The 25,065-nt window shown below is 48.2% G+C and carries 15 protein-coding genes; 9 read left to right on the top strand and 6 right to left on the bottom strand.

All coding sequences use genetic code 11. From position 1 onward, the window contains the following. Positions 1 to 2: 2 nt before the first annotated feature. The gene (locus LZD49_RS08115) at positions 3 to 803 is read left to right on the top strand and encodes an SDR family oxidoreductase (RefSeq protein WP_234666844.1); all 801 of its coding nucleotides are present in this window, start codon (positions 3 to 5) and stop codon (positions 801 to 803) included. 2 nt (positions 804 to 805) lie between these two features. Here the strand turns inward: LZD49_RS08115 and LZD49_RS08110 are convergent, their stop codons facing one another. The 5 genes from LZD49_RS08110 to LZD49_RS08090 form a co-directional block, all read right to left on the bottom strand. Then, complete coding sequence (locus LZD49_RS08110) at positions 806 to 2,155, bottom strand: amidohydrolase (protein WP_234666843.1); 1,350 nt, start codon at positions 2,153 to 2,155, stop codon at positions 806 to 808. Between the two features lie 107 nt (positions 2,156 to 2,262). After that, on the bottom strand, positions 2,263 to 2,763 hold the full coding sequence (locus LZD49_RS08105) for a lipid-binding protein (RefSeq protein ID WP_234666842.1): 501 nt from the start codon (positions 2,761 to 2,763) through the stop codon (positions 2,263 to 2,265). 10 nt (positions 2,764 to 2,773) lie between these two features. After that, the gene (locus LZD49_RS08100; protein WP_234666841.1) at positions 2,774 to 3,382 is read right to left on the bottom strand and encodes an immunoglobulin-like domain-containing protein; all 609 of its coding nucleotides are present in this window, start codon (positions 3,380 to 3,382) and stop codon (positions 2,774 to 2,776) included. Positions 3,383 to 3,431: 49 nt separating this feature from the next. Further along, positions 3,432 to 4,913, bottom strand: coding sequence for a SusD/RagB family nutrient-binding outer membrane lipoprotein (locus tag LZD49_RS08095; protein ID WP_234666840.1), 1,482 nt, complete (start codon positions 4,911 to 4,913; stop codon positions 3,432 to 3,434). 11 nt (positions 4,914 to 4,924) lie between these two features. Then, positions 4,925 to 8,131, bottom strand: coding sequence for a SusC/RagA family TonB-linked outer membrane protein (locus tag LZD49_RS08090; RefSeq protein ID WP_234666839.1), 3,207 nt, complete (start codon positions 8,129 to 8,131; stop codon positions 4,925 to 4,927). Positions 8,132 to 8,908: 777 nt separating this feature from the next. Between LZD49_RS08090 and LZD49_RS08085 the strand changes: the two genes are divergently transcribed. From LZD49_RS08085 to LZD49_RS08055, 7 genes are all read left to right on the top strand, one after another. Next, a complete protein-coding gene (locus tag LZD49_RS08085) occupies positions 8,909 to 12,196 on the top strand; it encodes a SusC/RagA family TonB-linked outer membrane protein (RefSeq protein ID WP_234666838.1) in 3,288 nt (1,095 codons plus the stop codon). A 5-nt stretch (positions 12,197 to 12,201) separates the two neighbouring features. Continuing rightward, complete coding sequence (locus LZD49_RS08080) at positions 12,202 to 13,674, top strand: SusD/RagB family nutrient-binding outer membrane lipoprotein (protein WP_234666837.1); 1,473 nt, start codon at positions 12,202 to 12,204, stop codon at positions 13,672 to 13,674. A gap of 204 nt (positions 13,675 to 13,878) precedes the next feature. Further along, positions 13,879 to 17,010 carry a SusC/RagA family TonB-linked outer membrane protein gene (locus tag LZD49_RS08075; RefSeq protein WP_234666836.1) on the top strand — a complete coding sequence of 1,044 codons (3,132 nt, stop codon included), beginning with the start codon at positions 13,879 to 13,881 and terminating at the stop codon, positions 17,008 to 17,010. 11 nt (positions 17,011 to 17,021) lie between these two features. After that, on the top strand, positions 17,022 to 18,596 hold the full coding sequence (locus LZD49_RS08070; RefSeq protein ID WP_234666835.1) for a SusD/RagB family nutrient-binding outer membrane lipoprotein: 1,575 nt from the start codon (positions 17,022 to 17,024) through the stop codon (positions 18,594 to 18,596). A 7-nt stretch (positions 18,597 to 18,603) separates the two neighbouring features. Continuing rightward, positions 18,604 to 19,575 carry a DUF1735 domain-containing protein gene (locus tag LZD49_RS08065; RefSeq protein WP_234666834.1) on the top strand — a complete coding sequence of 324 codons (972 nt, stop codon included), beginning with the start codon at positions 18,604 to 18,606 and terminating at the stop codon, positions 19,573 to 19,575. Between the two features lie 155 nt (positions 19,576 to 19,730). Next, positions 19,731 to 20,975 carry a pyridoxal phosphate-dependent aminotransferase gene (locus tag LZD49_RS08060; protein ID WP_304488707.1) on the top strand — a complete coding sequence of 415 codons (1,245 nt, stop codon included), beginning with the start codon at positions 19,731 to 19,733 and terminating at the stop codon, positions 20,973 to 20,975. Between the two features lie 44 nt (positions 20,976 to 21,019). After that, a complete protein-coding gene (locus LZD49_RS08055; RefSeq protein WP_234666832.1) occupies positions 21,020 to 21,808 on the top strand; it encodes a queuosine precursor transporter in 789 nt (262 codons plus the stop codon). Positions 21,809 to 21,814: 6 nt separating this feature from the next. On the opposite strand, the gene LZD49_RS08050 is transcribed toward LZD49_RS08055, so the two are convergent. Continuing rightward, positions 21,815 to 22,576 (bottom strand): RNA methyltransferase, encoded by a 762-nt coding sequence (locus LZD49_RS08050; RefSeq protein WP_234666831.1) that lies wholly within the window; start codon positions 22,574 to 22,576, stop codon positions 21,815 to 21,817. On the opposite strand from LZD49_RS08050, the gene LZD49_RS08045 reads away from it, so the two are divergent. Continuing rightward, positions 22,576 to 25,032, top strand: coding sequence for a BamA/TamA family outer membrane protein (locus LZD49_RS08045; protein ID WP_234666830.1), 2,457 nt, complete (start codon positions 22,576 to 22,578; stop codon positions 25,030 to 25,032). The genes LZD49_RS08050 and LZD49_RS08045 overlap by 1 nt on opposite strands. Positions 25,033 to 25,065: the final 33 nt, after the last annotated feature.

The raw sequence follows: 25,065 nt of genomic DNA, 5'->3' as shown, positions 1-25,065 counted from the left end.
ATATGACTGATTTCAAAGATAAAGTAGTCTGGATCACAGGTGCATCGTCGGGTATTGGCGAAGCATTGGCAATGGCTTTTGCGAAGGAAGGTGCACGGCTCGTACTCACTGCGCGTCGTCCCGAAGAACTTGAAAGGGTAAAGAGACAAACTACGTTACCAGAGGCCAATGTGCTGGTGCTTCCGATGGACGTCACACAGCTGGACCAGGCGAAACCCGCTGCCGAAAAGGTAATCGCCCATTTCGGCCGGATCGACATGATGGTGCATAATGCAGGCGTCAGCCAGCGCTCCTACGTCAACGATACGGATCTGGAAGTCTACCAGAGTTTAATGAATGTCAATTTTTTCAGCACGGTCGCGATTACCAAGGCCGTCCTGCCCTATATGATGGCCCAGCAATCGGGGCATTTTATTGTAATGAGCAGTGTAGCCGGGAAGATCGGCACCATCATGCGCTCGGGTTACAATGCAGCCAAGCATGCATTACAGGGCTTTTATGATTCGCTACGTGCCGAAGGTTATCAGCATCACGTCAAAGTCACCACAATTTGCCCTGGTTATATCCGGACAAACATTTCTTTAAATGCGCTGAATGCGTCCGGCGATAAGTTCGGCAAAATGGACAGCAACCAGGCGAAAGGTATTCCTGCCGATGTTTGCGCACAGAAAATACTGGCTGCCGTGAAAAAGGACAAGAAGGAAATCTACATCGGCGGTTTTAAAGAGGTGGCCGCCATTTATCTTAAAAGGTTCTTCCCGAACCTGCTGTTTGATCAGGTCAGGAAGAACATTCCGGAGTAACATTACTTGGTTTTCGCCTTGCTTTTTTCAAGATAATCGGTGGCCAGGCGGGCGATTGAGCGCACACCGAGCACGAGGCTACCTTCATCGACATAAAAATCCGGCGTGTGGTGCGGAGCGGCATCAGCTACACTTTTCCCTTTTGGCATACCTCCCAAAAAGAAGAACAGACCCGGTACTTTCTGCTGATAGTAGGAAAAATCTTCTGCGCCTGTTTTAGCCGGGATCACATTAACATTCTCCTTACCCGCTACATCTTCCAGCGTCGTGATCATTTTCGCCGTCAATGCCTCGTCGTTGAAGGTGACAGGGTACATAATATTGATATCGACTGATGCAGTTGCCCCGGCACTTTCGGCAATGTTTACCGAAATTTCATTGAGGCGCTTGTGTACATATGAATGCATCTTTTCGTCGAAAGTGCGGATGGTACCGATCATTTTAACCGATTCCGGGATGATATTCTGCCGTACCCCGCCGTGAATTGCGCCAATCGTTACCACCGCAGGTGCTTGTGTGATGTTCAGGTTTCTGCTCACGATGGTTTGCAATGCACTCACGATCTGTGAAGAAGTCACGATCGGATCGACGCCCGACCACGGGTAAGCACCGTGCGTTTGTTTTCCTTTTACATCAATACTAAAAAAATCCACCGCAGCCATTGTCGCGCCGGGGCGGTAGGCGATCTTGCCCACTTCGATCTGGGAGTCGATATGCAGGCCGAAAATTGCTTCGACCTTCGGATTGTCGAGCACTCCTTCCTTCACCATCAGTTCGGCCCCTCCCTCCTCTCCTTCCGGCGCACCCTCCTCGGCAGGCTGAAAAATAAACTTAATGGTACCCGGAAGTTCACTTTTCATAGACGCGAGCACTTCCGCAACGCCCATCAGGATTGCGATGTGCGTATCGTGCCCGCACGCGTGCATGACCCCGGTATTTTGTCCGTTGTATTCGGTGGTAACTTTGGATTTGAATGCAATATCCACCCGCTCAGCTACCGGCAAACCGTCCATATCGGCCCGCAAGGCAACGACGGGGCCTGGTTTGCCACCTTTCAGGATTCCAACCACGCCTGTATGCGCAACGCCGGTTTGGACCTCAATGCCTAGTTGTTTTAAATGATTGGCTACTTTCTCCGATGTTTTGAATTCTCTGTTACCCAGTTCAGGGTTCTGATGAAAATCGCGGCGCCAGTCGACCAGCTTCTTTTCGAGCGTCGCCGCCTTCTGGTCGATCGATTTCGAAAGCGGCGATTGCGCATGTACCATCTGCCCCGACAAGCTGACTATGAAGGCCGCAGCCGATATTTTAAAAATTTTGTTTGAAATGCTTTTTGTAAAGGGAGATCTCATATTGAATCGGCGTAATAACGAAGGTCAGATTTCAAGATCGGAAAGATAATCCACAAAAAAAAGGCCCTACCCGCTTGGGGTAAGGCCTTTTAGAGCTTTTGTTAAAATCAATGCTCGTCTTCCAGAAATCCGGTACGACGGTAACCTGCATATTCATACTGCTCTCCCGGCACGGTTTTGAATTCGAATTTTACATAAATCGAATCTGTTTTGTTGCCTCCGGGTGTAGTTGCTACGCCTTTGATAATCTTTCCATCCAGGATTGACACTGCGCTTTCGCCTGTATTCAGGTTAGTGAGGTCAGTCGTTGGATTAAAAGTCATCCCGCCAAGGCTAACTTTTGAAATAACCTTGATCGGAGGATACTCATAAGGGGTCAACAAGCCGTGATCGTCCATAATGAGGTCTGTCTCATTGTTGTCCGCAGTGTTTGCTGTAGTAACAAGGTGATATCCAAGACCCTGATCTTCACCTTCCGCGTAGACTTGTACCCACCATTCGCCGGCCATGGCTTTCAACTTTGTGCCCTCGATGTCGGGCTCGGTGCCAAGATCGCAGGATACAAGTGCAAACACCAATAATATCAGAGAATACTTTATATATTTCATAACGTTCATTTTATTGTTTTTCAAAAACACGAAGCGCTGTACCAAAGCCCGGATTAATCACTACCCAACTGTAAGACACGCCTTCTTTGATAGAAGCATTTGTTGCTTCAAATGCATTACCGGGTGTCAGCTGATAAGGTACACCAAGTTTCCCTTTATCAAAGTAATAAAAGAAAACCGCTTCGCTTGGTGAAGGCACTGCCACACCGCCCACGTTATCAGCCTTGTATAGATTACCAGCCACCCTTGTCACTTTTGAGACGCCGAACGCACCTGCATTTCTCTTATAGCTTCCCGTGATGTCGGCCGTCGCAGCAGGTGATATTACTCCAATATAACGGTACTCAACAGACGAATAACCATCTTTATTCACCGATTCGTATTGAATGACGTATACCCCAGGGGTTTTGGTATCTACCGATCCGCTCACCTTCACGTCGATCTCCGTTTCGCCTTCGGTCGCGATGGCACCAGGATCTGTGAAACTACCTCCCACAGCCACCTGATTCCATTGCTCACCTTTTAACGTGATAACAGGATAATTGGTGATTGTCGAAATACCTTCCGTAACCTTATCCTCTTCGCACGAAAACGCCGCAAATAAGGTCAAGGCTATCATTATAAGTTTTAGTCCTTTTTTCATAATATCAGTTATCAATGACCTCCAATTATTTCATCCACCAAACCTTGGCCGTAACCGGTACCAAAGGAGGGGTATTCACATTTCCGTCGCGCGAAGAAGAAGTATATGGAACACGCTTCGGAAGTGCGTTACCTACTACCGATTCCGCTGCAACAGTCCATTGTCCTGGAACGTAGCCGGCAGACGTAGTAGTAGCAACAGGTGATTTCTCAGGATAGCCCGTACGGGCCTGATCCCAGAATGCCTCATATCCCTGACGGAACATCGCGACCCATTTCTGGTAAATGATGGCTTTCAGCTTCGTCTCCAAGGTCCCGGTCGACGGGTACTCGTAAACTCCGCCTTTTGCAATCTTTTTCGTGTCGAATGCAATATTGAATTTCGCATATGCCTCAGCCACCGCCTTGTCATAGAATTCTTTCGCCTTGGCGTCGTTTCCGATGCGCAAGTATGACTCGGCAAGCATAAAATAAACCTCATCGATACTGAAAAAATAGAATGGGTCGGTAGCGGTCATTCTCGCTACGCTGGGCGTGTTAGGCCCAATGGCTGTATTGAGGAAATCCCCCTGTTCGAGACCTGACTGGCCTGTTGTGCCGGGCGTGAAGTAAGCAGCAAGCCTTGCATCGTCCGCGTTTGCCTGCAAGTAAGTTTGAAGAGTCCTACTCAAACGCAGATTAGACGACACGTTTAGTTGGCGTACATTATTCTCGTACAACGGATTGCTACGGTTGGGTTCGTCCACGAACTTGGTCACTGCTGCATCATCTTCCAAGAATGGTGTATTTGCATCGAGCATTGCTTTGATAGCCGCGATAGCCTGGGCAGAGTTAGCGCTGGCAGTCTGGCGCAGATACAATTTCAGCTTCAGTGTGTTCACAAAACGTTTCCACTGATCAATCTGATTTTCCGCGCTCAATCCCCCATAAACGAGGTCAGACGCTACCGCAGTTGATTTGCCGTCGCTGAAATCGAGTGCCAGAGCGGCATCGAGTCTTTTCAGCAATTCGGCGTAAACAGCCGGGCCTTCATCGTATTTCGGTGCTTTGATGGTCTCAACCTGCAATGCTTCGCTCAACGGAATTTTATCAAACCAGTCGGCCAGCATCTGATAACCATAAGTCTGCACAGCTACCGCCTGCAATACCATATTGTTGTTGCCGATCACGGTAGCCTTGTTCTTCACATCCTCAAGGTCGTTCAGCCCACCCGCATACAGCTCAGTCCATGCGATATTGTAATCTGATGGTTGGAGGTCGTACGAATCGATACCGCGGTACTGGGAACTTGCGTTGGATTGCGTCCAATGCTGCGCCCACAGACCACCGATGATCGCAAAATCCCCTCCGACGACCCCTACCACAGATGCCTGTGCAGCGGGGAGCACAAACTCGGGCGATACGTTGGTCGGATTGTTAGGATCTTCGTTTACATCCAGCCAGTCGTTGCAGGAGCCGAGTGAAAGCGCCGCAAGAAGCAGAATACTATTTTTTATTTTACCTTTCATTTGAATCCTAATTAGAATGATAGATTTAACTGAGCACCGTACGTTGCGGTAGATGGACCGGCTGCGAATTCACCATACAGGTTTTTCAGGCTGGTTCCGTACGTATTGGCTTCCGGATCAACGACGTGGTTTGCCTTTGGCGTCCACATGACCAGGTTACGACCAAAAATACCCACGGAAGCTCCTCTTATAGGCAGTTTTTCCAATGCTTTCTTGGGTATCGAATATGTGAGGGACACGTTTCTGAGCTTGAAGAACGTCTTCGGCAGAACGTGGTTGTATTCGTTGGCCGATGTAGATCCGCCATAGTAGGTGAAAACATCCGCACGCGATATAGGAGTAGTATTAGGCGCATAGCTATTCTCGCCAACCTTTACAACGGAACCTGGCACAACGAACGGCTCCCGATCATTGTATTGCGACAGATAGGAGTTCCCGTTGAAGTAGTTCAAACGAGCGGTATAGGAATAGAATACTCCTCCGTTACGATAATCACCATTTGCACTCAATTTGAAGCCCTTGTAATCCAGGTAAGTTGAAAGACCCAAGCTGTAGTTCGGGTTGACTGAACCTCTGTATGTTTCTTCGGAGCTCACCAGCGGAAGACCGTTTGCTGGGTTCACGATCGTGTTGCCGTTCGGGTCGCGCTGTACGTCGGGCGAGTAAATTGCTCCCAATGGCTTGCCTACCACCGCACGCAGTTTCACGTTATAGCTGCTGTTCAGAAGGATGTTCCCCGATCCGCCTTCAAGGCCAAGGGATTCAACTTCGTTCCAAATCTTGTTGTAGTTCACCGTCACGCCCCATTCGAATTTCTCAGTACGAACTGGAATGAGGTTCAAAGCCAATTCAACACCTTTGTTTCTCACGCTACCCAGGTTGACTGTCTGCGTGGTCGCACCCGTTGCAGGTTCAAGGGCGAGGCTGATGATCTGGTTTTTAGTCAGCTTGTTATAATAGCTCAGGTCGAGACCGATACGTCTTCCGAGAAATCCCAGTTCAAGACCACCTTCGTATTCGGTCGAGATCTCGGGTTTCAAATTCAGGTTTCCGAGGTTGTTTGAAACTTCATAAGCGTTCAAACCGCCAAACGGGAAGTTGATGTTACCAAAACCACCCGCACGTATCGAACCTGGCACGTATACCGAGTAAACCTGGTAGGGATCAGCGTCGTTACCCGCAGAAGCAGCCGCAAAACGTAATTTCACGAAAGGAATTTCCGCCGGCAGCTTGAATACATCCGATAACACGGCACTGATGCTCGCGCTTGGATAGAAGTAGGAATTTTTTCCTTTTGGCAGCGTGCTGGTCCAGTCGTTGCGAGCACCAACTGTCAGATACAACCAGTTGTCAAAACCGAATGTAGCCTGGCCGTAAATACCTACCAGACGACGTTTGGTCGTGGTAGCGAATGTTGTTGGCGTTACGGAGCTGTTCGACAGGCTATAAAACCCGGGAAGGTCGAGGTTGGTAACTTTCGCGAAGTTGGTCTGCCCGGTTCTTTCGTTGAGGTTATGTCCCAGGAACGCCTGCACATCAAACCGCGAACCGAAATTGTGTTTGTAGTTAAAGAGCAGATCGCTGTTGAACTGGCGGTTCTGTTTCGCAAGCTGCGAAACACCCCCAAAAACGTCGTTGGCAGTGCTGTTTGGGGTGCCGTCCGCGATTTTACCCACGTTACCCCAGTCTTTCTGGAATGCATCGGAATAGTCACCGCCAACTCTGAATTGTACATTCAGGTCTTTTAATAACTGATAACCGAACTCGATATTACCATAGATACGGTCTTCATCGTAATTGTTACCCTGATTGTACAGCGTCCAGTAAGGATTCTGAGCGTATGGTGTAAAATAGTTATCCAACGTCATGAATTTATAGTATGGGCTGCTGGGGTCCAGCAATGCTTTCGAGTCAACGATCGAGTGGTCGCGCGGAATCTGGATGATCTCCTGCCACACCACTTTACCGCCGCCCGCATCATCACCCTGTCCGGTCGCAACCGCTTTCTGGTTTTTGTGGACGTAGTTGATATTCGAGTTTACCCAGAATTTGTCCAGCTTCAAACCACCGGCCAAGCTCAACGTATTACGTTTGTAAGAGTCGGCATTGGTAGGAACTACACCGTCAGCAGTCGCATTCGAGTATGCCACGCGGTAGTTGGCAGTTTCGGTACCACCCGACACGGCAATGCTGTTATTCCATTCGTATCCTTTGTCGAAGAAATCTTTCAGGTTGTCTTCCTGTGCCGAGAAAGGTTTCAGCATCTGCGAATTATCGACCACGTTACCCCACAGACGGTTCTTGCCGTCGAGCCTGGGGCCCCATGAACCGTTTTCAATACGGTCGAACAAACCGCTCCAACCCTGGCCATAATTGTTTTGCAGGTGAGGAACGCGGAGTACCCTCGATTGCGCGAACGAAGATGAAATATCAACCTGGGTTTTACCGGATTTACCTCTTTTTGTAGTGATCAGGATCGCACCGTTGGCGGCACGGCTACCGTATAAAGCGGATGCCGAAATACCTTTCAGCACGGTCATGCTTTCGATCTCGTTGGGGTTGATATCGTTCATCTGGTTACCAAAGTCCATCGAACGGTTGAAGTCATCGTTAGCGTTTTGCGCGTTGCTTGACGAAGTGTTACCGCGGTTGTTCATCGGCACACCGTCGATGACAAATAGCGGCTGGTTGTTACCGGTCACGGAGTTGAAACCGCGGATGTTCAGTACCGTCGACGCGCCCGGTGCTCCTGAAGCGGTGTTTACAGAAAGACCTGGCACGCGTGCATTGAGCGCATCAAGCGGGCTGGTGTTTCTGGCTTCCGTAATAGAGGTATTGGAAATGGTGGCGGTACTGTACCCGAGTGATTTCCTTTCGCGGGAAATACCCAATGCGGTCACGACCACCTCACCAAGTTGCTGGGCATCCGAAACCAGCGTGACGTTGATGGTCGTTTTGGAACCGACCACGATACTCTGGCTCAAATAGCCCACGAAGGAGAACACAAGGGTTCCCGAAGAGGGGACTGAAATGGTGTACTTGCCATCGGTATCCGTAGTGATACCCCGCGTTGTACCTTTCAGGGTGACGTTTACGCCGGGAAGCGTGCTGCCATCGTCGGCCGTGACAGTTCCCGATACTTGTTTATCCTGAGCAAAAGCCTGCCAGCCAGGAATCAATAAGCACCCCAAGAATAGAAACAGTAGAGTCTTTCTCATACAAAGGATTAAAGTTTGTTTAAATAGGTAAAATAATTGCGTCAAGGTTACAAAACTAATTGTTGTCTAAATCATTTACAACGCCTTGCAAATCAATGTTCAGAATATAATTTGGCATAAACAAGTTTCCATTGCCAGATTGTTAGCCAGAACCAGAAAAATACAGACATAAACGTATTTGTTATAAGTTCATTTTTTCTGGCACAATTACCACCAAAATTGCAACATCCCTCACCTTTCCTTAAATAATTTTCAAACAATTCAAATATTTACTGAAAGTGGCTGACCCAGAAAGCATAGGTTTTTACCTTAAAAATACCTGTACTGGTCGAAAAATATTTCATTTCAAGCTACAAACAATATTGGAAAAATCCTAATATTTATTCAAAATAACTGCATCCGAAGCTCCCCTCGCCCCCGGCCAACCGGATACTGATTCAATTTAGATTCATTCTTAAAAAATGCTGCGTATACATATAGCGTGCTACACTGCGGCCATTTTGCACGGCTCCATAGCATTAACCTCTATTTATGCAAAAACCTCAAAAAAAGGAGCCTATCGTTAACATTTACATAAAATCGACCGACTTTTTAAAAATTTCACATATTTAAAAAAATTGCAAAAAAAGTCGACTTATGCATATAATATTTCCCCAATGAACCGGTCTAACCAAAGTAAATTTTGAAATTTCGCAATGAAAAGATTGTAATGGTTAAACTAATAGTTATTTTTGCAACATTATGTTTACATAACAAACCTAACTTTTAAATTAATTTATGAGGAAGACTTTATGCTCCTTAATGGGGTGTTTGCTGCTATTGCTGACGCAGCTTCACGCCCAGGATCTCGCAGTGACCGGCAAGGTCACCGCCGAGGATGGCTCGACACTCCCGGGCGTTAACATTTCTTTGAAAGGTACTACTCGCGGTACGACTACGGATACCGAAGGCAAGTACCAGATTTCATCCTCGACCGGGTCCACACTTGTTTTCAGTTTTATCGGTTTTCAATCACAGGAAGTCATTGTTGGGAACCAAACCGTCATCAACGTTTCACTAAAAAACGACGTTAGCCAGCTCCAGGAAGTGGTAGTAACCGCCCTTGGACAAGAGCGCAAGAGAAATGAACTTGTATACGCGGCGCAACAGATCAGCAGCGAACAAATTGTACAGGCGCGTAACCCGAACGTCATGAACGCGCTCGCGGGCAAAATTGCCGGTCTCGATATCAAAACCAACAACAACATGGGTGGTTCGACCAGCGCAATTATCCGTGGCTACAAATCCATTACCGGTAACAACCAGGCCCTTTGGGTAATCGACGGTGTGCCTGTGACCAACGCCAACAACAACACCTCCGACCAGCAAAGCGGTCGCTCGGGGACGGACTACGGTAATGCTGCTTCGGATATCAACCCCGACAACATCGCGTCCATCAACGTACTGAAAGGTGCTGCGGCTACCGCACTCTACGGTTCGCGCGCATCCAACGGTGTGATCCTGGTTACCACCAAGCAAGGCCGTAAAAACAGCTTTGACGTAACCGTAAACAGCGGCGTTACCTGGGGTAAGATCGACAAAAGCACTTATGTAAAATATCAGAAAGAATATGGTGCGGGTTATGGTGGCGACGGTGCGGCTGATCAATTCTACCGCGGCAACCTGGGTTCTGGAGAAGGTGATATCGCAGTATTTGATGCGGATGCCTCTTTTGGTGCGAAATTCGACCCAAACAGAATGGTATACCAGTGGGATGCGTTTGACCCATCCTCGCCGACATTTGGCAAAATGACCCCATGGGTTGCAGCCAAAAACGGCCCGGACGCATTCTTTGAGACCGCGGTAACTTCCAACCAGAGCATCAGCATCCTGGGCGGTGGTGAAAACACCACTTTCAAAGCAGGTTTTACCCGTAGCGACGAAAAGGGTGTTCTTCCCAACAGTAAGCTGGGCAAGAACCTGTTCAACTTTTCAGCATCATTCGATTTGACCAAGAAACTGACGATCTCTGCCAATGCCAACTACTCACAAGTAAAAGGCGTAGGACGTTACGGAACAGGTTATGACGGTAAAAACCCGAACCAGCAATTCAGACAGTGGTTCCAAACCAACGTTGATCTTCTCGACCAAAAGGCGGCTTATTTCAGAAACAGACAGGATGTAACCTGGAACTGGGGAAGTCCAACCAAGCCTTTCGATCAAAACGGTCCGATCTACTCTGAAAACCCTTATTTCTCCCGTTACGAAAACTTTTCGAACGACTCCCGCGACAACTTCTTCGGCTATGCTGCGGCGGTTTACAAAATCGCTCCGTGGGTTGACGTGACCACCCGTTTCGCTTACAACGGGACACAGGATCTGCAGGAAGAACGCATTGCATTCGGAAGCTCGGACCCTGCACAGTATAAGCGGTTTAACAGAGGATTTAACGAAACAAACCTTGATGTAATCGTTAACTTCCGCAAAGCCATTACCAAAGACATCAATTTCTCCGGTTTGGCTGGTGGAAGCATGCGCCGCTCGACAGAAAATTCGATCCGTGCCCAAACCAACGGTGGTATGGTCGTACCAGGTTTATACTCGCTTTCGAACTCGGCCAACCCGATCGAAGCACCCATTGAAGCTTACAGAAGAATCGGTGTCGACGGTATCTATGCACAGGCATCCTTTGGCTACAAAGACCTCGTAAACCTTGACCTGACTGCAAGACAGGACAAATCGACTACCCTGAGCAAAGACAATAACACTTACTTCTATCCGGCGGTCGGTGCAAACTTCAACATCTCTAACCTCGAAGGATTAAAGAGATTGAGCTGGCTGACCATGGCGAAAATCAGCGCCAACTACGCAGAAGTAGGTAACGACGCTCCATGGGGAAGTACTATTGACGTGTACGACAAACCAACCGGGCTCGGAAATGTTCCTTACTTTACGTTAAGAAACACAAAAAACAACCCGGACCTGAAATCAGAAAGAACGAAAAACTACGAATTCGGTCTTGAAAGTGCATTTCTTAACGACCGCGTAGGCTTTAACTTCACTTACTACCGCTCGGCAACGCTTGACCAGATCCTTCCAGTATCGATCACAGCTGCAACCGGCTATGCATTCCGTTATGTAAACTCAGGAGAAGTACAGAACAAAGGTATCGAGATCTCTGCTTATGTAACGCCAATTAAAGTGCAGGACTTCTCCTGGACATTGAATGTGAACTTCGCAAGAAACCGTAACAAGGTGATCAGCCTGTACGGCGAAGGTGCTACCAAAGTAACGAACGTACAAATTGCCAGCCTTCAGGGAGGCGTTTCCATTAATGCTGCGGAAGGTGAGCCATTCGGTATCATTCGCGGAACCGATTTCGAATATCTCAACGGCCAGAAAGTGGTAAGATCGAACGGTTTGTACGCTGCTACTTCGGCGTCGGACAAGATCATCGGTAACCCAAACCCGGACTGGATCGGCGGTGTAAGCAACACATTAAAATACAAAACGCTCGCATTGAGCTTTCTGCTCGATATCCGCCACGGCGGCGACGTGTGGTCACTTGACCAATGGTATGGTGAAGGAACCGGTTTGTACCCTGTAACCGCGGGCCTCAACGAACTTGGCAATCCTAAGAGAAACCCCGCCTACCTGTATGATAAAGATGGTAAAAAAACAGGCAACGCGCCTAATCAGGGCGGCGTGCTGTTCCCGGGTGTACAGGCAGACGGCACGCCAAATACCGTACGTGCTGAAAACATAGACGGAAACGGTGCTACCGCATACGGCTACCCTGGCAACCCGCCAAGAGCAATGTACATTTACGATGCGAGCTACATCAAACTGAGAGAAGTTGCGCTTACCTACGCGCTTCCGCAAGCTATCGTTAGCAAACTTCGCGCATTCAAAGAGATCGACATTTCGGTGATCGGTCGTAACCTTTGGATCATCCACAAAAACATGGACTTCCAGGATCCCGAAGAAGGATTGGGCTCAGGTCTGTTGAACGGTGCAGGTGGTTACCAAAGCGGTGCTTACCCGGCTGTAAGAAACTATGGTTTTAATGTTAAATTCCGTTTCTAAGCAATATGAAAAAATTAATCATTCTTTTTCTTCCGTTCCTCATGCTGACGGCCTGCGTCGACAGCTTGGACGACTATAATGTGGATACCAAACGCCCGTCCACGGCGCCGCCGGCTACCCTGTTCTCGAATGCGTTGAAGGGCCTGGCTGATACACTTACCAGCCCTAACGTCAATGTAAATAACTACCGTCTGTATGTTCAGCAATGGACTACAACCACTTACCTGGACGAGCCGCGCTACAACGTTACAGCCCGTATCATTCCGGAGTCGTTCTGGCGTGGACTTTACAAAGGTGTGATCTCCGATTTGAACGAAGCGAGAAGAGTAATCAACGCCGACGCGCTGATGGGACAAACAACGAAGGATGTTCAACTTGCGCAGATTGAAGTAGTGGAAGTTCTGACCTGGGCTGCATTGGTCAATACATTTGGCAACATTCCCTACTCGGAGGCAATGAACCCCGAGAACCCGCTTCCGAAATACGACGATGCTAAAACGATTTACGATGCGATCCTCGCACGCCTGGACGTAGCACTTCCAAAATTGCAAGCAGGCGGAACGCCAATCGGTGACGGCGATTTGCTTTACGAAGGCAACATGGCACAATGGGTAAAGTTCGGTAACTCGCTTAAACTGAAGCTGGCGATGATCATCGCCGACAGCGATCCCGAAAAATCGAAAAAATTGGTAGCGGAAGCGGCGCCGAAAGTCTTCACCAGCAATGATGACAATGCGAGATTCCCTTACATTTCGACCCCGCCTAACTATAATCCGATCGCGCAAAACCTGAACTCGCTTTACACAAGCCGTCAGGATTTCATTGCAGCAGAAACGGTGATTAACCCGATGAACGAACTGAATGACCCCAGAAGACTTCAATTCTTCACTACTGCTGGCGACACAGAAAAATATATTGGTGGTAAATACGGGATGCTCAACACTTATTCGAGCTTTTCACACGTAAGCGATCTCATTATCGAACCAGATTTCGAGGGGCTATTGCTGGACTACTCAGAAGTTGAGTTCCTTCTGGCAGAAGCGGTGGAGAGAGGTTTCATTGCAGGATCAGCTGCCGATCACTATAAAAAAGCGGTAACTGCCTCGATCGAATACTGGACAGCATTGGATCCGGACGAGAAAGTTTCATCAACTGGTCCAGCACGCGCCGCTGCATACCTTGCACAGCCTAACGTAGCTTACGCTACAGCAAAAGGTACCTGGAAAGAAAAAATCGGTTTTCAGAAATGGTTGGCCCTGTACAACAGAGGCTGGGAATCATGGGTTGAATGGAGGAGACTCGATTACCCGAAACTCTCCCCTCCGGCAGGCGGGAACGTACCGGCTGGCCTGACGATCCCTGTACGTATGATCTACCCGATCGTAGAGCAAACCCTCAACGGTGCTAACCGCGAAGCTGCGGCCGGTGCCATTGGAGGTGACCTTGCTACCACCAAATTGTGGTGGGATAAATTCTAACCAATTCGTTATTGGTAAATGGCAAAGGCGGGCTTCGGTCCGCCTTTGTTGTTTTACGGTTATTTCAAATTCTTGTGGTATAGTATACCGGTTAAAAATCCAGACCTGCCGCCTGCTGAATAAATGCTGGGTATGCCCCTTTGACGGTTGTAATTCGGAGTCATAAGGTTTTCGAAAACCCTTCACCACAAACCTGACTTTTGGATGAAATCACTTTTACTTGCATTTGCATTCGGGGTACTGCTATGCCCTGCGCATACCATCGCCCAGAGCCGTGAGATTACTGGAAAGGTAATGGCAGCCACCGACAGTTCCTGGCTCCCTGGCGTCTCCGTCAGAATCGCGGGAAGTCAATCGGGAACACTTACCAATGAAAACGGAGAATTCAGGATCAATGCGCGACAGGGGCAGACGCTGCTGTTTTCCTTCGTCGGTTTCCTCAACCAGAGCATCAAAGTACCCGCTTCCGGCCATGTGAACGTGAAACTCGACCAGGACGAACTCTCATTGAACGAAGTGGTCATCACCGCCGGCGGCCTCACTGCGCAACGCAGGGAACTGGGTAGCCAGTCGACAACACTGAAATCGCAGGAACTTACACAGGGCAAACCTACCAGCGTTGCCGCCAGTCTTGCGGGGAGAGTGCCTGGCCTCCTGGTAATGGGCGTCAGCAGCGGGATCAATCCTGCTTTCAGGCTCGTTCTCAGAGGCAACCGGTCGCTGACAGGCAACAATCAGGCATTGGTAATCATTGATAATATGATATCGACCAGCGACATTTTAGCCAATATCAACCCCGAGGATATCGACGACATCCAGGTACTCAATGGCGCGGGCGCAGCTGCATTATACGGGTCTGACGCTTCCAATGGAGCATTGATCGTCACAACCAAAAAAGGGAAATCGGGCAAAACCGAGATCAGGGTTTCGCATACCGCTACCATCGAAAAAGTTAGTTTTCTACCTCAGCTTCAATCCGGTTTCGGTTCTGGTACAACGCCAGACGACGTTCCCACCTACACACCTTACGAAAATCAGCAGTTCGGCCCTGCATTTGACGGCTCGATGGTCAACATCGGCAAACCTTTACAGGATGGATCCATTCAAACCGTTCCCTATTCGGCAAAAAACTCGCGTGAGGATTTCTGGAAAACGGGCCTCACCAATCAAACCGACCTTAGCATTTCATCGGGAGACGAAAAAAGCACCTATTATCTTTCAGCTCAATACACAAATCAGCATTCTACCATTCCCTATGAGGCCTTTAAACGTTACAGCGTCCGTGCCAACAGCAGCCGCCACATTTACAAAAACCTCACAGCCTCGTTCAACACGAACTTCGTAGCAACACGAAGCGATATGAGCAATGCAACGGCAACGGCGTATCAGAACCTGCTGATGTCGCCTTCACAAGTTGATGTAACGCAGTACAAGGATTGGCAAAACAATCCTTTCGGCAACCCCAATGGTTATTTCAATGAATATGCTCCCAACCCTTATTTTTCACTGGCCAACAACCGGGCATTGGCACGATATGACTATTTCCAGGGAAACATGGAATTGAAATGGAACCCGATAAAGCCTTTAAGCTTCCTCTACCGTGTGGGCGTGACCACAAAAAATTATTCGGGCAAGAGCCGCATCGGAAAATTCACCTACTCCGACTATACTAAAAGCATATCAGGAAGTTCCAAAACAGACATTCCGGGAAACGTGTCGGATTTCATCGGTTTCAATACACAACTTGTCAATGACTTTATTGCTGAATTTAAAACGAATCTTACCCAGCATCTCAGTTTTAGCTCTGCACTTGGTACCACCTTCCGGGAAAATGGCAACAAACTTGTGTTTGTTGCGGGGACGGGGCTGGTAATCAATGATCTCTATAACATCGGGAACAGCCTGAGCAATCCAGCGGCTGCAGAGGAAAACTACAAAACGCGCCAGATTGGCGTCTATGGTGAAACGAGATTCGGATTTAAGGATTTCCTTTATCTCCATATCACCGGCAGAAATGACTGGCGCTCTATCCTTTCCAAAAGCAACCGCTCGTTTTTTTACCCTTCGGCAGACATATCTTTCATAGCAACGGATGCGATACCCGCATTAGGCGAGTCCGGCTTTTTGAGAACACTTAAAATACGGGGCGGGTACTCCAAGGTTGGGCAAGTGAATCTCGGGAACGTGTTTAATCTGGGCGCCTATTCGCTAAACAGTACATTCTCTCAGGGGTTTGGTTATCCCTATTCGTCCGGTGCCGGCTTCGGTCTGGACAACAAGCTGGTGGCCGCTGATATCAAACCGGAAATGACGATTGGTTCAGAGGCCGGGATTGATTTCGAAATTGCGCCGCTTTCTGTTGCCGGTGGTGTTACTTTTTACAAAACCAACACTTTCAATCAAACCATTTCCGTCCTGGTATCCGCTGCCACAGGTTACCAGAGTCTGACCACCAATGTGGGAGAAGTACAGAACAATGGAATAGAAAGTTACCTGAATATCACGCCTGTCAAGCTAGCGAACGGGTTGGAGATTTCACTGGCCGCCAATTATACGTTTAATCGTAACAAAGTTTTATCACTCTCTGACCAGTCGGAACAATTGCCGCTTGCCAATGACGGAACGACCGCGAGGATTCTTGCCAAAGTAGGTTCGCCATTTCCCCTTTTGCAAACCACCCGGTACAACCGTGATCCTGAAGGCCGTATTATCGTAGACCCCGTAACCGGCTATCCCGCTACCAACGGCACTTTTTATGATGTCGGCATTACAAATCCTCCGCATATTCTGGGCGTAAACGGAACAATCAAATTTAGGAAGCTGCGCTTTAACGTGCTGTTTGAATACCGCAACGGGCATTATATCTATAATTCCATTTCTACCGGGTACGATTTTTCAGGCGCCGGGTTACGGACTGCCTGGTATAACCGTGATCGCTTTGTCATCCCCAATTCTTCCTATAAAAACGCCGACGGTCAGTACGTTGCCAATACCAACATTACCGTCAGGAGCGGGGGTGCCGATTTCTGGACTGATGCTACACGGAACCGTAGTATCGGTGAAAACTACGCCAATTCCGCAGGCTTCTGGAAACTCAGAGAGGCATCTCTTCGGTATGATCTCCCCGCCTCCCTACTTTCCAAAACCAGTTTCATTCATGGCATAACCGTCAGTGCACAGGGAAGAAACCTCTTCGTATGGGTTCCTAAGTCGAACCTGTACACCGATCCGGAGTATAGTCAGAATGGGGTCGATAGCAACGCGGTCGGTTTTACGAACCTGGCGCAAACACCTCCGGCCAGGTACTTCGGCGGCACTTTATCATTCACCTTCTAAAATCCTTGCAGATGAATAGAATACTTAAACATTGCGTGTGGGCCTTAATGCTGCTCGCAAGCTTTTCCTGCGATAGTTACCTTGATATTAATGAAAACCCGAATGCAGCCACGAGCGCGTCTGCCTTACTAGTCTTGCCGCAGGCCATAACAGGATCTGCCGCCCTCTCGAACGCCTATAATTCCTATGGGGCGCATTTCGGCGGATTCATGGCCAATGCGGGTGGTTTTTCCGGGTTTGGAAATCTCTTCAATTATCAACTCGTCCCTGGAGATCACAACACACTCTGGATCAGCACCTACGACAATTTACAGGATTTTCAATATGTGATTGAACAAACCACTGGTAACGATGAACTGGCCTACGCGAATGCAGCAGCTAAGATCATGACTGCCCTCACCTACCAACGGCTTGTGGACGCTTTCAACGATGTTCCTTATTCCGAGGCATTGAAAAGCAATGCGAACCTTACGCCCAAATATGATAATGCCGCTGTCATTTACCAGGACCTGATCGACAAACTGGATGAGGCGATCGGTGTCATTAATAATGCCAAATTCCCAAAAAACCTGAGTGCTTCGTCCGATCCGCTGTTCAGCGGTAATATGAACAAGTGGAAGCAATTTGCCAATACGCTGAAACTGCGGATGCTGATCAGAGTCTCCGGCGTTGCCACACTTTCTGATTTTGCGCAAAAGGGCATCAAGAATATTGATACGACCATCGGTTTTCTCACCGACGACGCCATTATCAATCCCGGATATGTGAAGGACAAACCCAATCCACTCTGGAACAGCTGGGCATATTCTCCCACAGGGACGCTTTCAAATTCCTCACGCACCGCTACCAAGTTTGCATTTGGTTTCTATAAAGGACAGAAATTGACCGACAATGGCCGGGGAAGCGTCATTTATAAAAATTTTGAAACCAATACCCCGGTAAACCAGCTAGGCAATGAAGTGGACGCCCCAACTGTCGTAACTAACTACTCCACCTGGTACACCGGTACATTCAGCAGCGCATCCAGTATTTCGTCATCATTGGGCGTCATGAAAGGACCATCGCAGGGACAGCCATTATTACTGGCAGCAGAAGCGCATTTCCTGCAAGCCGAAGCAAAACTCAAAGGTTATCTGACAGGAGAATTTGCCGATAGTTTCCAGGATGGAATAATTGCTTCCTTCCGGTTTCTGTACAAGGATGTCACTAATGTGGTTTCTACAACGAAAGACGTCAATGCGGATGCGGCCGCTTACAAAAAGGATAATCCCGACAGCTACCTTGTTAACCTCTCACTCGCAAAAACGTCCGCTGAGAAACTTGAAGCCATTATTACGCAAAAATATATTGCGTTGAACATGATCAACTCCGACGAAGCGTGGAACGAATTCCGGAGAACGGGATATCCTGTTACTAATCCCAACGGCGATGCTTACCACAATATAGCCTCGCTGCTTTCGAACTCTACCCGCCCGGATAAAATGCCTTCCCGCATTCTTTACCCCTCATCCGAGCAATCCTATAACACAGCCAATTACAAGGCCCTCAATCAATTCTCCGACCTCATTTTCTGGGACGCTAACTGATCAAACCATGAAGAGAATATTACAATGGACCATACTGATTGCCTTTTTTGGTGCTCATATATCCTGCCTCAAAGATGAAATGACGCTGGATCCCGATAAATCGGTTAATGTAATCGAATTCAAAAACCCGTCCAGTTTTGTCTCACCAGCGGGTAGCAAATATGCCTTGTACACGAAAGCATTCGATCTGGCGGATGAAAATGAGTATCCGATTACGATCAGTTACTCCGGCGCGCAAGTGGCCCCGGAAGATATCACCGTTAACCTGGGTATCGACGCCGCGGCTTTAAGCCAATACAATGCCGAGCAACATAAAGAATATGATCTGATCGACGAAAAACTATATACAATGGTAGCATCCGTAGTAATACCGAAAGGAGAACGAACTGTTGTCGCTAAACTGAAATTCAAAAGCAATGCATTCGATTTCAGCAAAAAATATGTGCTTCCGATTCAGATCCTGTCTGCCTCGACGGGCATTGTTAGCGGAAACTTCGGAACAATCCTGCTGAATGTGAACGCGAAAAACAAATATGACGGGGTATATTCTGCAACCGGCAAGATGTCCGACGCGACTAACGCTGCTTTTATAGGCCTATACACTGCAGGCAAGAAAGCTGAATACACGCTTGAAACGATTTCGGCAACGGAGTGCGTAATTACCGACCACATCAATTGGGGTGGTGCCGCATACGTGCCGTTCTGGACTGGGACGGGAATCAGCGGTTATGGTAGTTTTTCACCCGTGGTCGAGTTTGACCCCGCCACAAACAAAATCATCAGCGTCAAAAACTTTTATGGACAACCGGCCGCCAACACACGTTCGGCGCAGCTGAACCCTGCGGGAATCAACATTTACGATCCCGCCGCTAAAACCGTCAAAATCAGTTATTGGATGTTACAGCCCAGCGTAGTAGCGGCACCTCCTCACATCCGGACCACCTGGGAAGAGGAATGGAAATTTTCCCGTTCCAGATAATTACAAGTTTCCCTGTATTCTATTTTCAGCCGTGCGGATCGCGCGGCTGAACTTCCTTTTGTCGGAAATTTGGACAAAATCTGTAAAACAATGCCTCTATATCAATCCATCAGTGATTTTATTTAACTTTGAGGGTTATCCAACTCTTGAAAAAAATGGAATTTCTAAAAAGCGACCGTCTGAATCATCTGAAATACGAGATCCGCGGGGCTACCTACCAGAAAGCGTTAGAGCTTGAAAGCCAGGGCTATAAAATCCATAACCTGAACATCGGCAACCCCGCACCGTTCGGTTTCGATTCGCCCGATGAGATCGTCCACGACATTATCATGAACATCCGCAATGCGCAAGGCTATTCGGATTCACGTGGTCTGTTCGCGGCGCGGAAGGCGATCATGCACTATACACAAACGATTGGTATTCAAGATGTTGAAATCAATGATATTTTCATCGGAAACGGTGTCAGCGAGTTGATCCTCCTTTCTATGCAGGCATTGCTCAACCCGGGTGACGAAATCCTGGTGCCTTCTCCCGACTATCCGCTTTGGACAGCAGCGATCTCGCTCAGTGGCGGCACACCGGTACATTATATATGTGATGAAGAAGCAGACTGGAACCCCGATCTGGATGATCTTGAAAAGAAAATCACTTCCCGCACCAAAGGGATCGTGATCATTAATCCTAACAATCCAACCGGCGCAGTTTACGATAAAGAAGTACTTTCCCGTTTGGCCAAAATAGCCGAAGAGCATGGGCTAATTGTTTTCTCGGACGAGATTTATGATAAAATCCTCTACGATGGTGCCGAGCATTATCCAATGGGTTCGTTTGTGACTGATACACTTTGCGTGTCTTATGGCGGTTTGTCCAAAAACTACCGCTCCGCAGGTTTCCGAGGCGGGTGGATGATCCTCAGCGGCGCGAAACAAAAGGCTAAGTCCTATGCCGAAGGGCTGCTTCTGCTTGCAAGCATGCGCTTGTGCGCGAATGTGCCTACCCAATACGCGATCCAGACTGCCTTGGGCGGTTACCAGAGTATCAAAGAACATGTCGTACCGACCGGCCGTTTGTACAAACAAATGAACCTGGTTCACGACAGGCTGACGGCCATTCCAGGCATTACGTGCGTAAAACCCAAAGGCTCACTCTACGTTTTTCCAAAAATTGACCTGAAAAAGTTCGGATTCAAAGCGGATGACCAGTTTGTATACCAGCTCCTGGCCGACCAAAAGGTACTGGTTGTCGCCGGAACGGGTTTCAATTACCATCTGGAACCGCATTTCCGGATTGTGTTCCTGCCTACCATCGACGAGCTAAACCAGGCGATGGACAAACTGGAATTTTTCCTGACCAACCGCCGTGTAATGTCGACACGCACCGTTGAAGACATTATTGCGTGAACAAAATTTAAACCTAAACCTCCACTGAAAGTACATATTGCCCGATGACCATCCCCGACAGAACCATTCAGGAGGCCAAACGACAACGCCTGTTCCTCCTCCTTTGCGGTATCTTTTTGACCAACGCGCTCATCGCGGAGATCATTGGCGGCAAAATATTTTCAGTGGAGACACTTTTGGGCATTGCCCCGGCACAATTGCCGATCGGCGGTCAGAAGCTTGACTTTAACATGACGGCCGGGGTCATCAGCTGGCCGGTTGTGTTTATTACCTCGGATATTATCAACGAATATTTTGGGCGGAAGGGTGTCAAAAGAATATCCTACTTCACTTCGATCTTGATCGTTTACACGTTTCTGATCATTTTTACTGCCACAAAACTCCCGCCCGCTCAGTTCTGGCTCGACCTTAACAACACCGATACGCACGGTAACACATTCAATATCAATGATGCTTTTTCAAAAATCTTTAATCAGGGATTGGGGATCATGATCGGCTCGATTACTGCCTTTTTGCTTGGTCAGCTGCTGGATATCGTCGTGTTCTCCTGGCTTCGCAGAAAAACCGGCAGCCGCTTTATCTGGCTGCGGGCCACTGGTTCGACCATGTTCTCACAATTGATCGACAGCTTCGTTGTGATCGGGATTGCATTCTATGTTTTTGGAAACTGGGACCTGAAACTTGTCTTTTCCGTAGGGACGATCAATTACCTATATAAAGCAGTAGTGGCGATTTTGTTGACGCCGCTTTTGTACGTTGCACATTACTTTATCGACAATTACCTGGGCAAGGAATACGCCGAAGAGCTTTCGCACAAGGCCGCGCACGAATAGCAGGCGCTATACAGGCACCTGCCTTCTCATATTATCGAGCATAACGGCCGTCGCGATGCCGACATTGAGCGATTCGGCGGCTCCAAACCTTGGGATCATGATCTTGTCGGTCACAAAAGCCTCAACCTGATTTCCAATACCATTTGACTCATTGCCCATAACGATGATCCCGCCATTGGCCGGAAATGCAAAGTCATATAAGGAATCACCGCCCAGAAATGCCCCCATGACCTTTTGATCCAAGTCTTTTATTTTTTCAAAATATTCGGCCAAATCGGTGTAGTAGATGCTTACGCGGGTAAACGAGCCTTTGGCGGCGGCGATCACTTTGGGGTTGTAAAAGTCGGTGGTGTCACGCGAGCAAATTATCTTGGTAATGCCGTACCAATCGGCCACGCGGATGATTGTGCCCAGATTACCGGGGTCCCTGACGTCGTCCAGCACAAGCATATATTCAGTCGGCGCGGGAGACAAAAACACATTTTCCTTCGTTTTAGCCACAGCCAGGCAGGAATCATTTGTTTGAAAAGACCCAAGCCCTTCCAACTCCTGGATAGTCACCGTTTCAACGTCGGAGTTATGCCGGGTTAAAATACTTGAGTATTTTTGCTGAAATTCCTGTGTTACCAGTACAAACTCGGTTTCAAAATCAGAATCAAGCAGTTCCAGTACACTTTTGGCGCCTTCTACCAAAAAGGCCTCATGAAGCTGACGGTACTTCTTGATTTTAAGCGAGTTAATATATTTAATACGATTTTTTGACAACATTGAATATTAATTGTAGGACTATATACGGCTGGTTGATTTTCCTGATCCTGACGGGACTATTTTCCTGCGCCCCCAAACCCACTTCCAAAGGTTTTTTGCTCGGCAATTCTTCGATCAAAGGAAATCGCGTCGTGAGTGATTCAGAGCTCGACGCGCTGATTCCGCAGAGGCCAAACCGGCGGTTGCTGGGCTTCCCAATCTTCCCTTATCTTGGCCTTTACCGTTTCGGCGAACTGTTTTATAACCGTGAGGAAAAGCAGCGAAAGGTGATCGAGGTGACGCAAAATTACCAGAAAGAATCCCAGGATCATGCAAATTCACCCCGAAAGCTCGAAAGAATCCAGCGCAGGTACGCGAAGAAGCTGGAAAAAGCGCAAGCTCGGGCTACCCAGGGAAACTTCTGGATGCGCGTACTCGGCGAGCCGCCTGTATTTTACTTGCAGGCAGACGTTGTTCAGAATGCCGAGAAAATGCAGAAATACCTGTATAACAATGGCTTTTTCGACGCGAAAGTTACTTTCAAACCCGATACGATCTTCAAACGCATCCGGGTCGCTTATCTGGTTACTGAAAACCGCGCGACCATGATACGCAACCTGCAATATCAGGTCAATAGCGCTCTTGCCGATAGCCTGATCAAGGCCGATTCGAAGAATGCCGCACTACTGCCTCGCAAACGGTATGATGGCGATGCATTTGAAGAAGAACGCATCCGCATTGAAACGTTGCTTCGAAATGAAGGTTATATGGGCTTTTCGAGGCAGAATGTAAGTTATATCGTAAACGACACGGTGACCAGCCGTGCAACCGATAGTCTTTTCAAATCCGTGGATGTGACAGTGCTTGTCGACATGCCACCGGTGGCGGTGAAACGCTATTCGATTAATTCGGTCAATTTTGAGGTCCTTCCGCCATCCGGTGTGCCCGACTCTATTTTTCGAAAGGATACGAGTACGTTCGCTGGCATCAAATACATGTTTTCGGATAAAAAGTTCTCTACAAAAGTACTCGATACCAAAATTCAGGTCCGACCGAAAACATTTTATAGCCAGAAAAAGGAACGCGACACTCAACAGCAATTGTCGCTCACCGACCAGTTCCGTTTTGTGAATTACAATTATTCGCTGGACTCAACCGGCCAGGGTATTAACAGTTACTTTAAAGCGATCCCACTCGATAAATACCAGATTTCTACCGACCTCGGTTTAAACGTGATCCAGTTGCAGGGCACGCCGGGCCCGTTTGCCAACCTGTCGTACAAGATCAGAAATGTGTTCAATGGCATGGAGAACTTCGAAGCGAGCATACGCGGGGGGATCGAGCTGGTGCCGAATTTTGTAGGAAACCGGCAGATTTATAAAAGCGAGGAGATAGCGGTGAATACGTCGCTTACTTTCCCGCGCCTGCTCACGCCGCAGAACCTTTTCAAGCGAAAAACGGCCAACCTTAACCCCCGGACGCAGCTGAATTTGGGTTATAATTATGTGAACCGACCGGAATATACCCGGACGAATATTAAGATCAATACAACCTATTCCTGGCAGCCCACCACCACCACGCTCGTTAACGTTTCGCTGATTGACCTGAACATCCTGAACACGACCCGTAAACGGGGAGATTTTGATTCACTTCTGATCGCATTGAAAGATCAGGGTAACAACCTCATTTACAGCTTTAATCAGTCATTCGTATCGGATATTAACCTGAGTTTCGTTTACAATACTAACCCAATTGCAGGACCTCCGAAAAACGCGCAATATTTCCGGGTTGCGTTGGAATCTGGCGGAACGTCGCTGAATGTGCTACCGCGCCAGCAGGAAGTAATCAGAAATATTTTCGGCAACGATTCTCTTCAATTTTATAAATATGTTCGCTGGAATGCCGATTACCGCCGCTACTGGGCAACCGGCCGTCGTTCGTCCTTCGTTGCCCGCATCAACGCCGGGGCCATTTTCAGTTATGGCGACAGCACCAAAGTGCCGCCTTATGAGAAATACTTTTTCGCAGGGGGCTCAAACAGCTTGCGCGCATGGCTGCCTCGCAGGCTTGGTCCGGGTTCGGCTGCGCCTGTAACGTACAACAATCTATCTATTGAATCGCCAGGAGAGTTCCTGCTCGAAGGTAACCTGGAATGGCGCGGTTTTCTCGCGAAATTCTTTGGCGATATCAATTACGCATTGTTTATCGATGCTGGAAATGTATGGCGACTGGCCAATGCCACTTCGGATGATCAGAAGTTCAAAGCCAATAAATTACTGCGAGAAATGGCCGTCGGAACGGGCTTTGGAATCCGTTATGACCTTTCCTTCTTTGTCCTCCGCTTCGACTTCGGCGTAAAAGTGTACGATCCGGCGTTAGAGCGTTTCGTGCTCGACGAATTGAAATTCAAACACCTTTTCAGGCGCACGGAAGCCAATTCGCTGAATATCAACCTTGGCGTTGGCTATCCGTTTTGATCTCTCCCCAGGCCCTCCATTGTATGACAGTTT

The sequence above is a fragment of the Dyadobacter sp. CY261 genome (assembly GCF_021440085.1).
Classification (GTDB): Bacteria; Bacteroidota; Bacteroidia; order Cytophagales; family Spirosomataceae; genus Dyadobacter.
Note: the sequence above shows the minus strand (reverse complement) of the source record. Positions and strands in the feature narration are given on the sequence as shown.

Bases quoted from the DNA above. Each gene is read 5' to 3' on its own strand.
- LZD49_RS08100 (WP_234666841.1), bottom strand. From the start codon at position 3,382: ATGATAGCCTTGACCTTATTTGCGGCGTTTTCGTGCGAAGAGGATAAG.
- LZD49_RS08060 (WP_304488707.1), top strand. From the start codon at position 19,731: ATGGAATTTCTAAAAAGCGACCGTCTGAATCATCTGAAATACGAGATC.
- LZD49_RS08115 (WP_234666844.1), top strand. From the start codon at position 3: ATGACTGATTTCAAAGATAAAGTAGTCTGGATCACAGGTGCATCGTCG.
- LZD49_RS08070 (WP_234666835.1), top strand. From the start codon at position 17,022: ATGAATAGAATACTTAAACATTGCGTGTGGGCCTTAATGCTGCTCGCA.
- LZD49_RS08050 (WP_234666831.1), bottom strand. From the start codon at position 22,576: ATGTTGTCAAAAAATCGTATTAAATATATTAACTCGCTTAAAATCAAG.
- LZD49_RS08105 (WP_234666842.1), bottom strand. From the start codon at position 2,763: ATGAAATATATAAAGTATTCTCTGATATTATTGGTGTTTGCACTTGTA.
- LZD49_RS08065 (WP_234666834.1), top strand. From the start codon at position 18,604: ATGAAGAGAATATTACAATGGACCATACTGATTGCCTTTTTTGGTGCT.
- LZD49_RS08080 (WP_234666837.1), top strand. From the start codon at position 12,202: ATGAAAAAATTAATCATTCTTTTTCTTCCGTTCCTCATGCTGACGGCC.
- LZD49_RS08055 (WP_234666832.1), top strand. From the start codon at position 21,020: ATGACCATCCCCGACAGAACCATTCAGGAGGCCAAACGACAACGCCTG.
- LZD49_RS08110 (WP_234666843.1), bottom strand. From the start codon at position 2,155: ATGAGATCTCCCTTTACAAAAAGCATTTCAAACAAAATTTTTAAAATA.
- LZD49_RS08090 (WP_234666839.1), bottom strand. From the start codon at position 8,131: ATGAGAAAGACTCTACTGTTTCTATTCTTGGGGTGCTTATTGATTCCT.
- LZD49_RS08085 (WP_234666838.1), top strand. From the start codon at position 8,909: ATGAGGAAGACTTTATGCTCCTTAATGGGGTGTTTGCTGCTATTGCTG.
- LZD49_RS08095 (WP_234666840.1), bottom strand. From the start codon at position 4,913: ATGAAAGGTAAAATAAAAAATAGTATTCTGCTTCTTGCGGCGCTTTCA.
- LZD49_RS08075 (WP_234666836.1), top strand. From the start codon at position 13,879: ATGAAATCACTTTTACTTGCATTTGCATTCGGGGTACTGCTATGCCCT.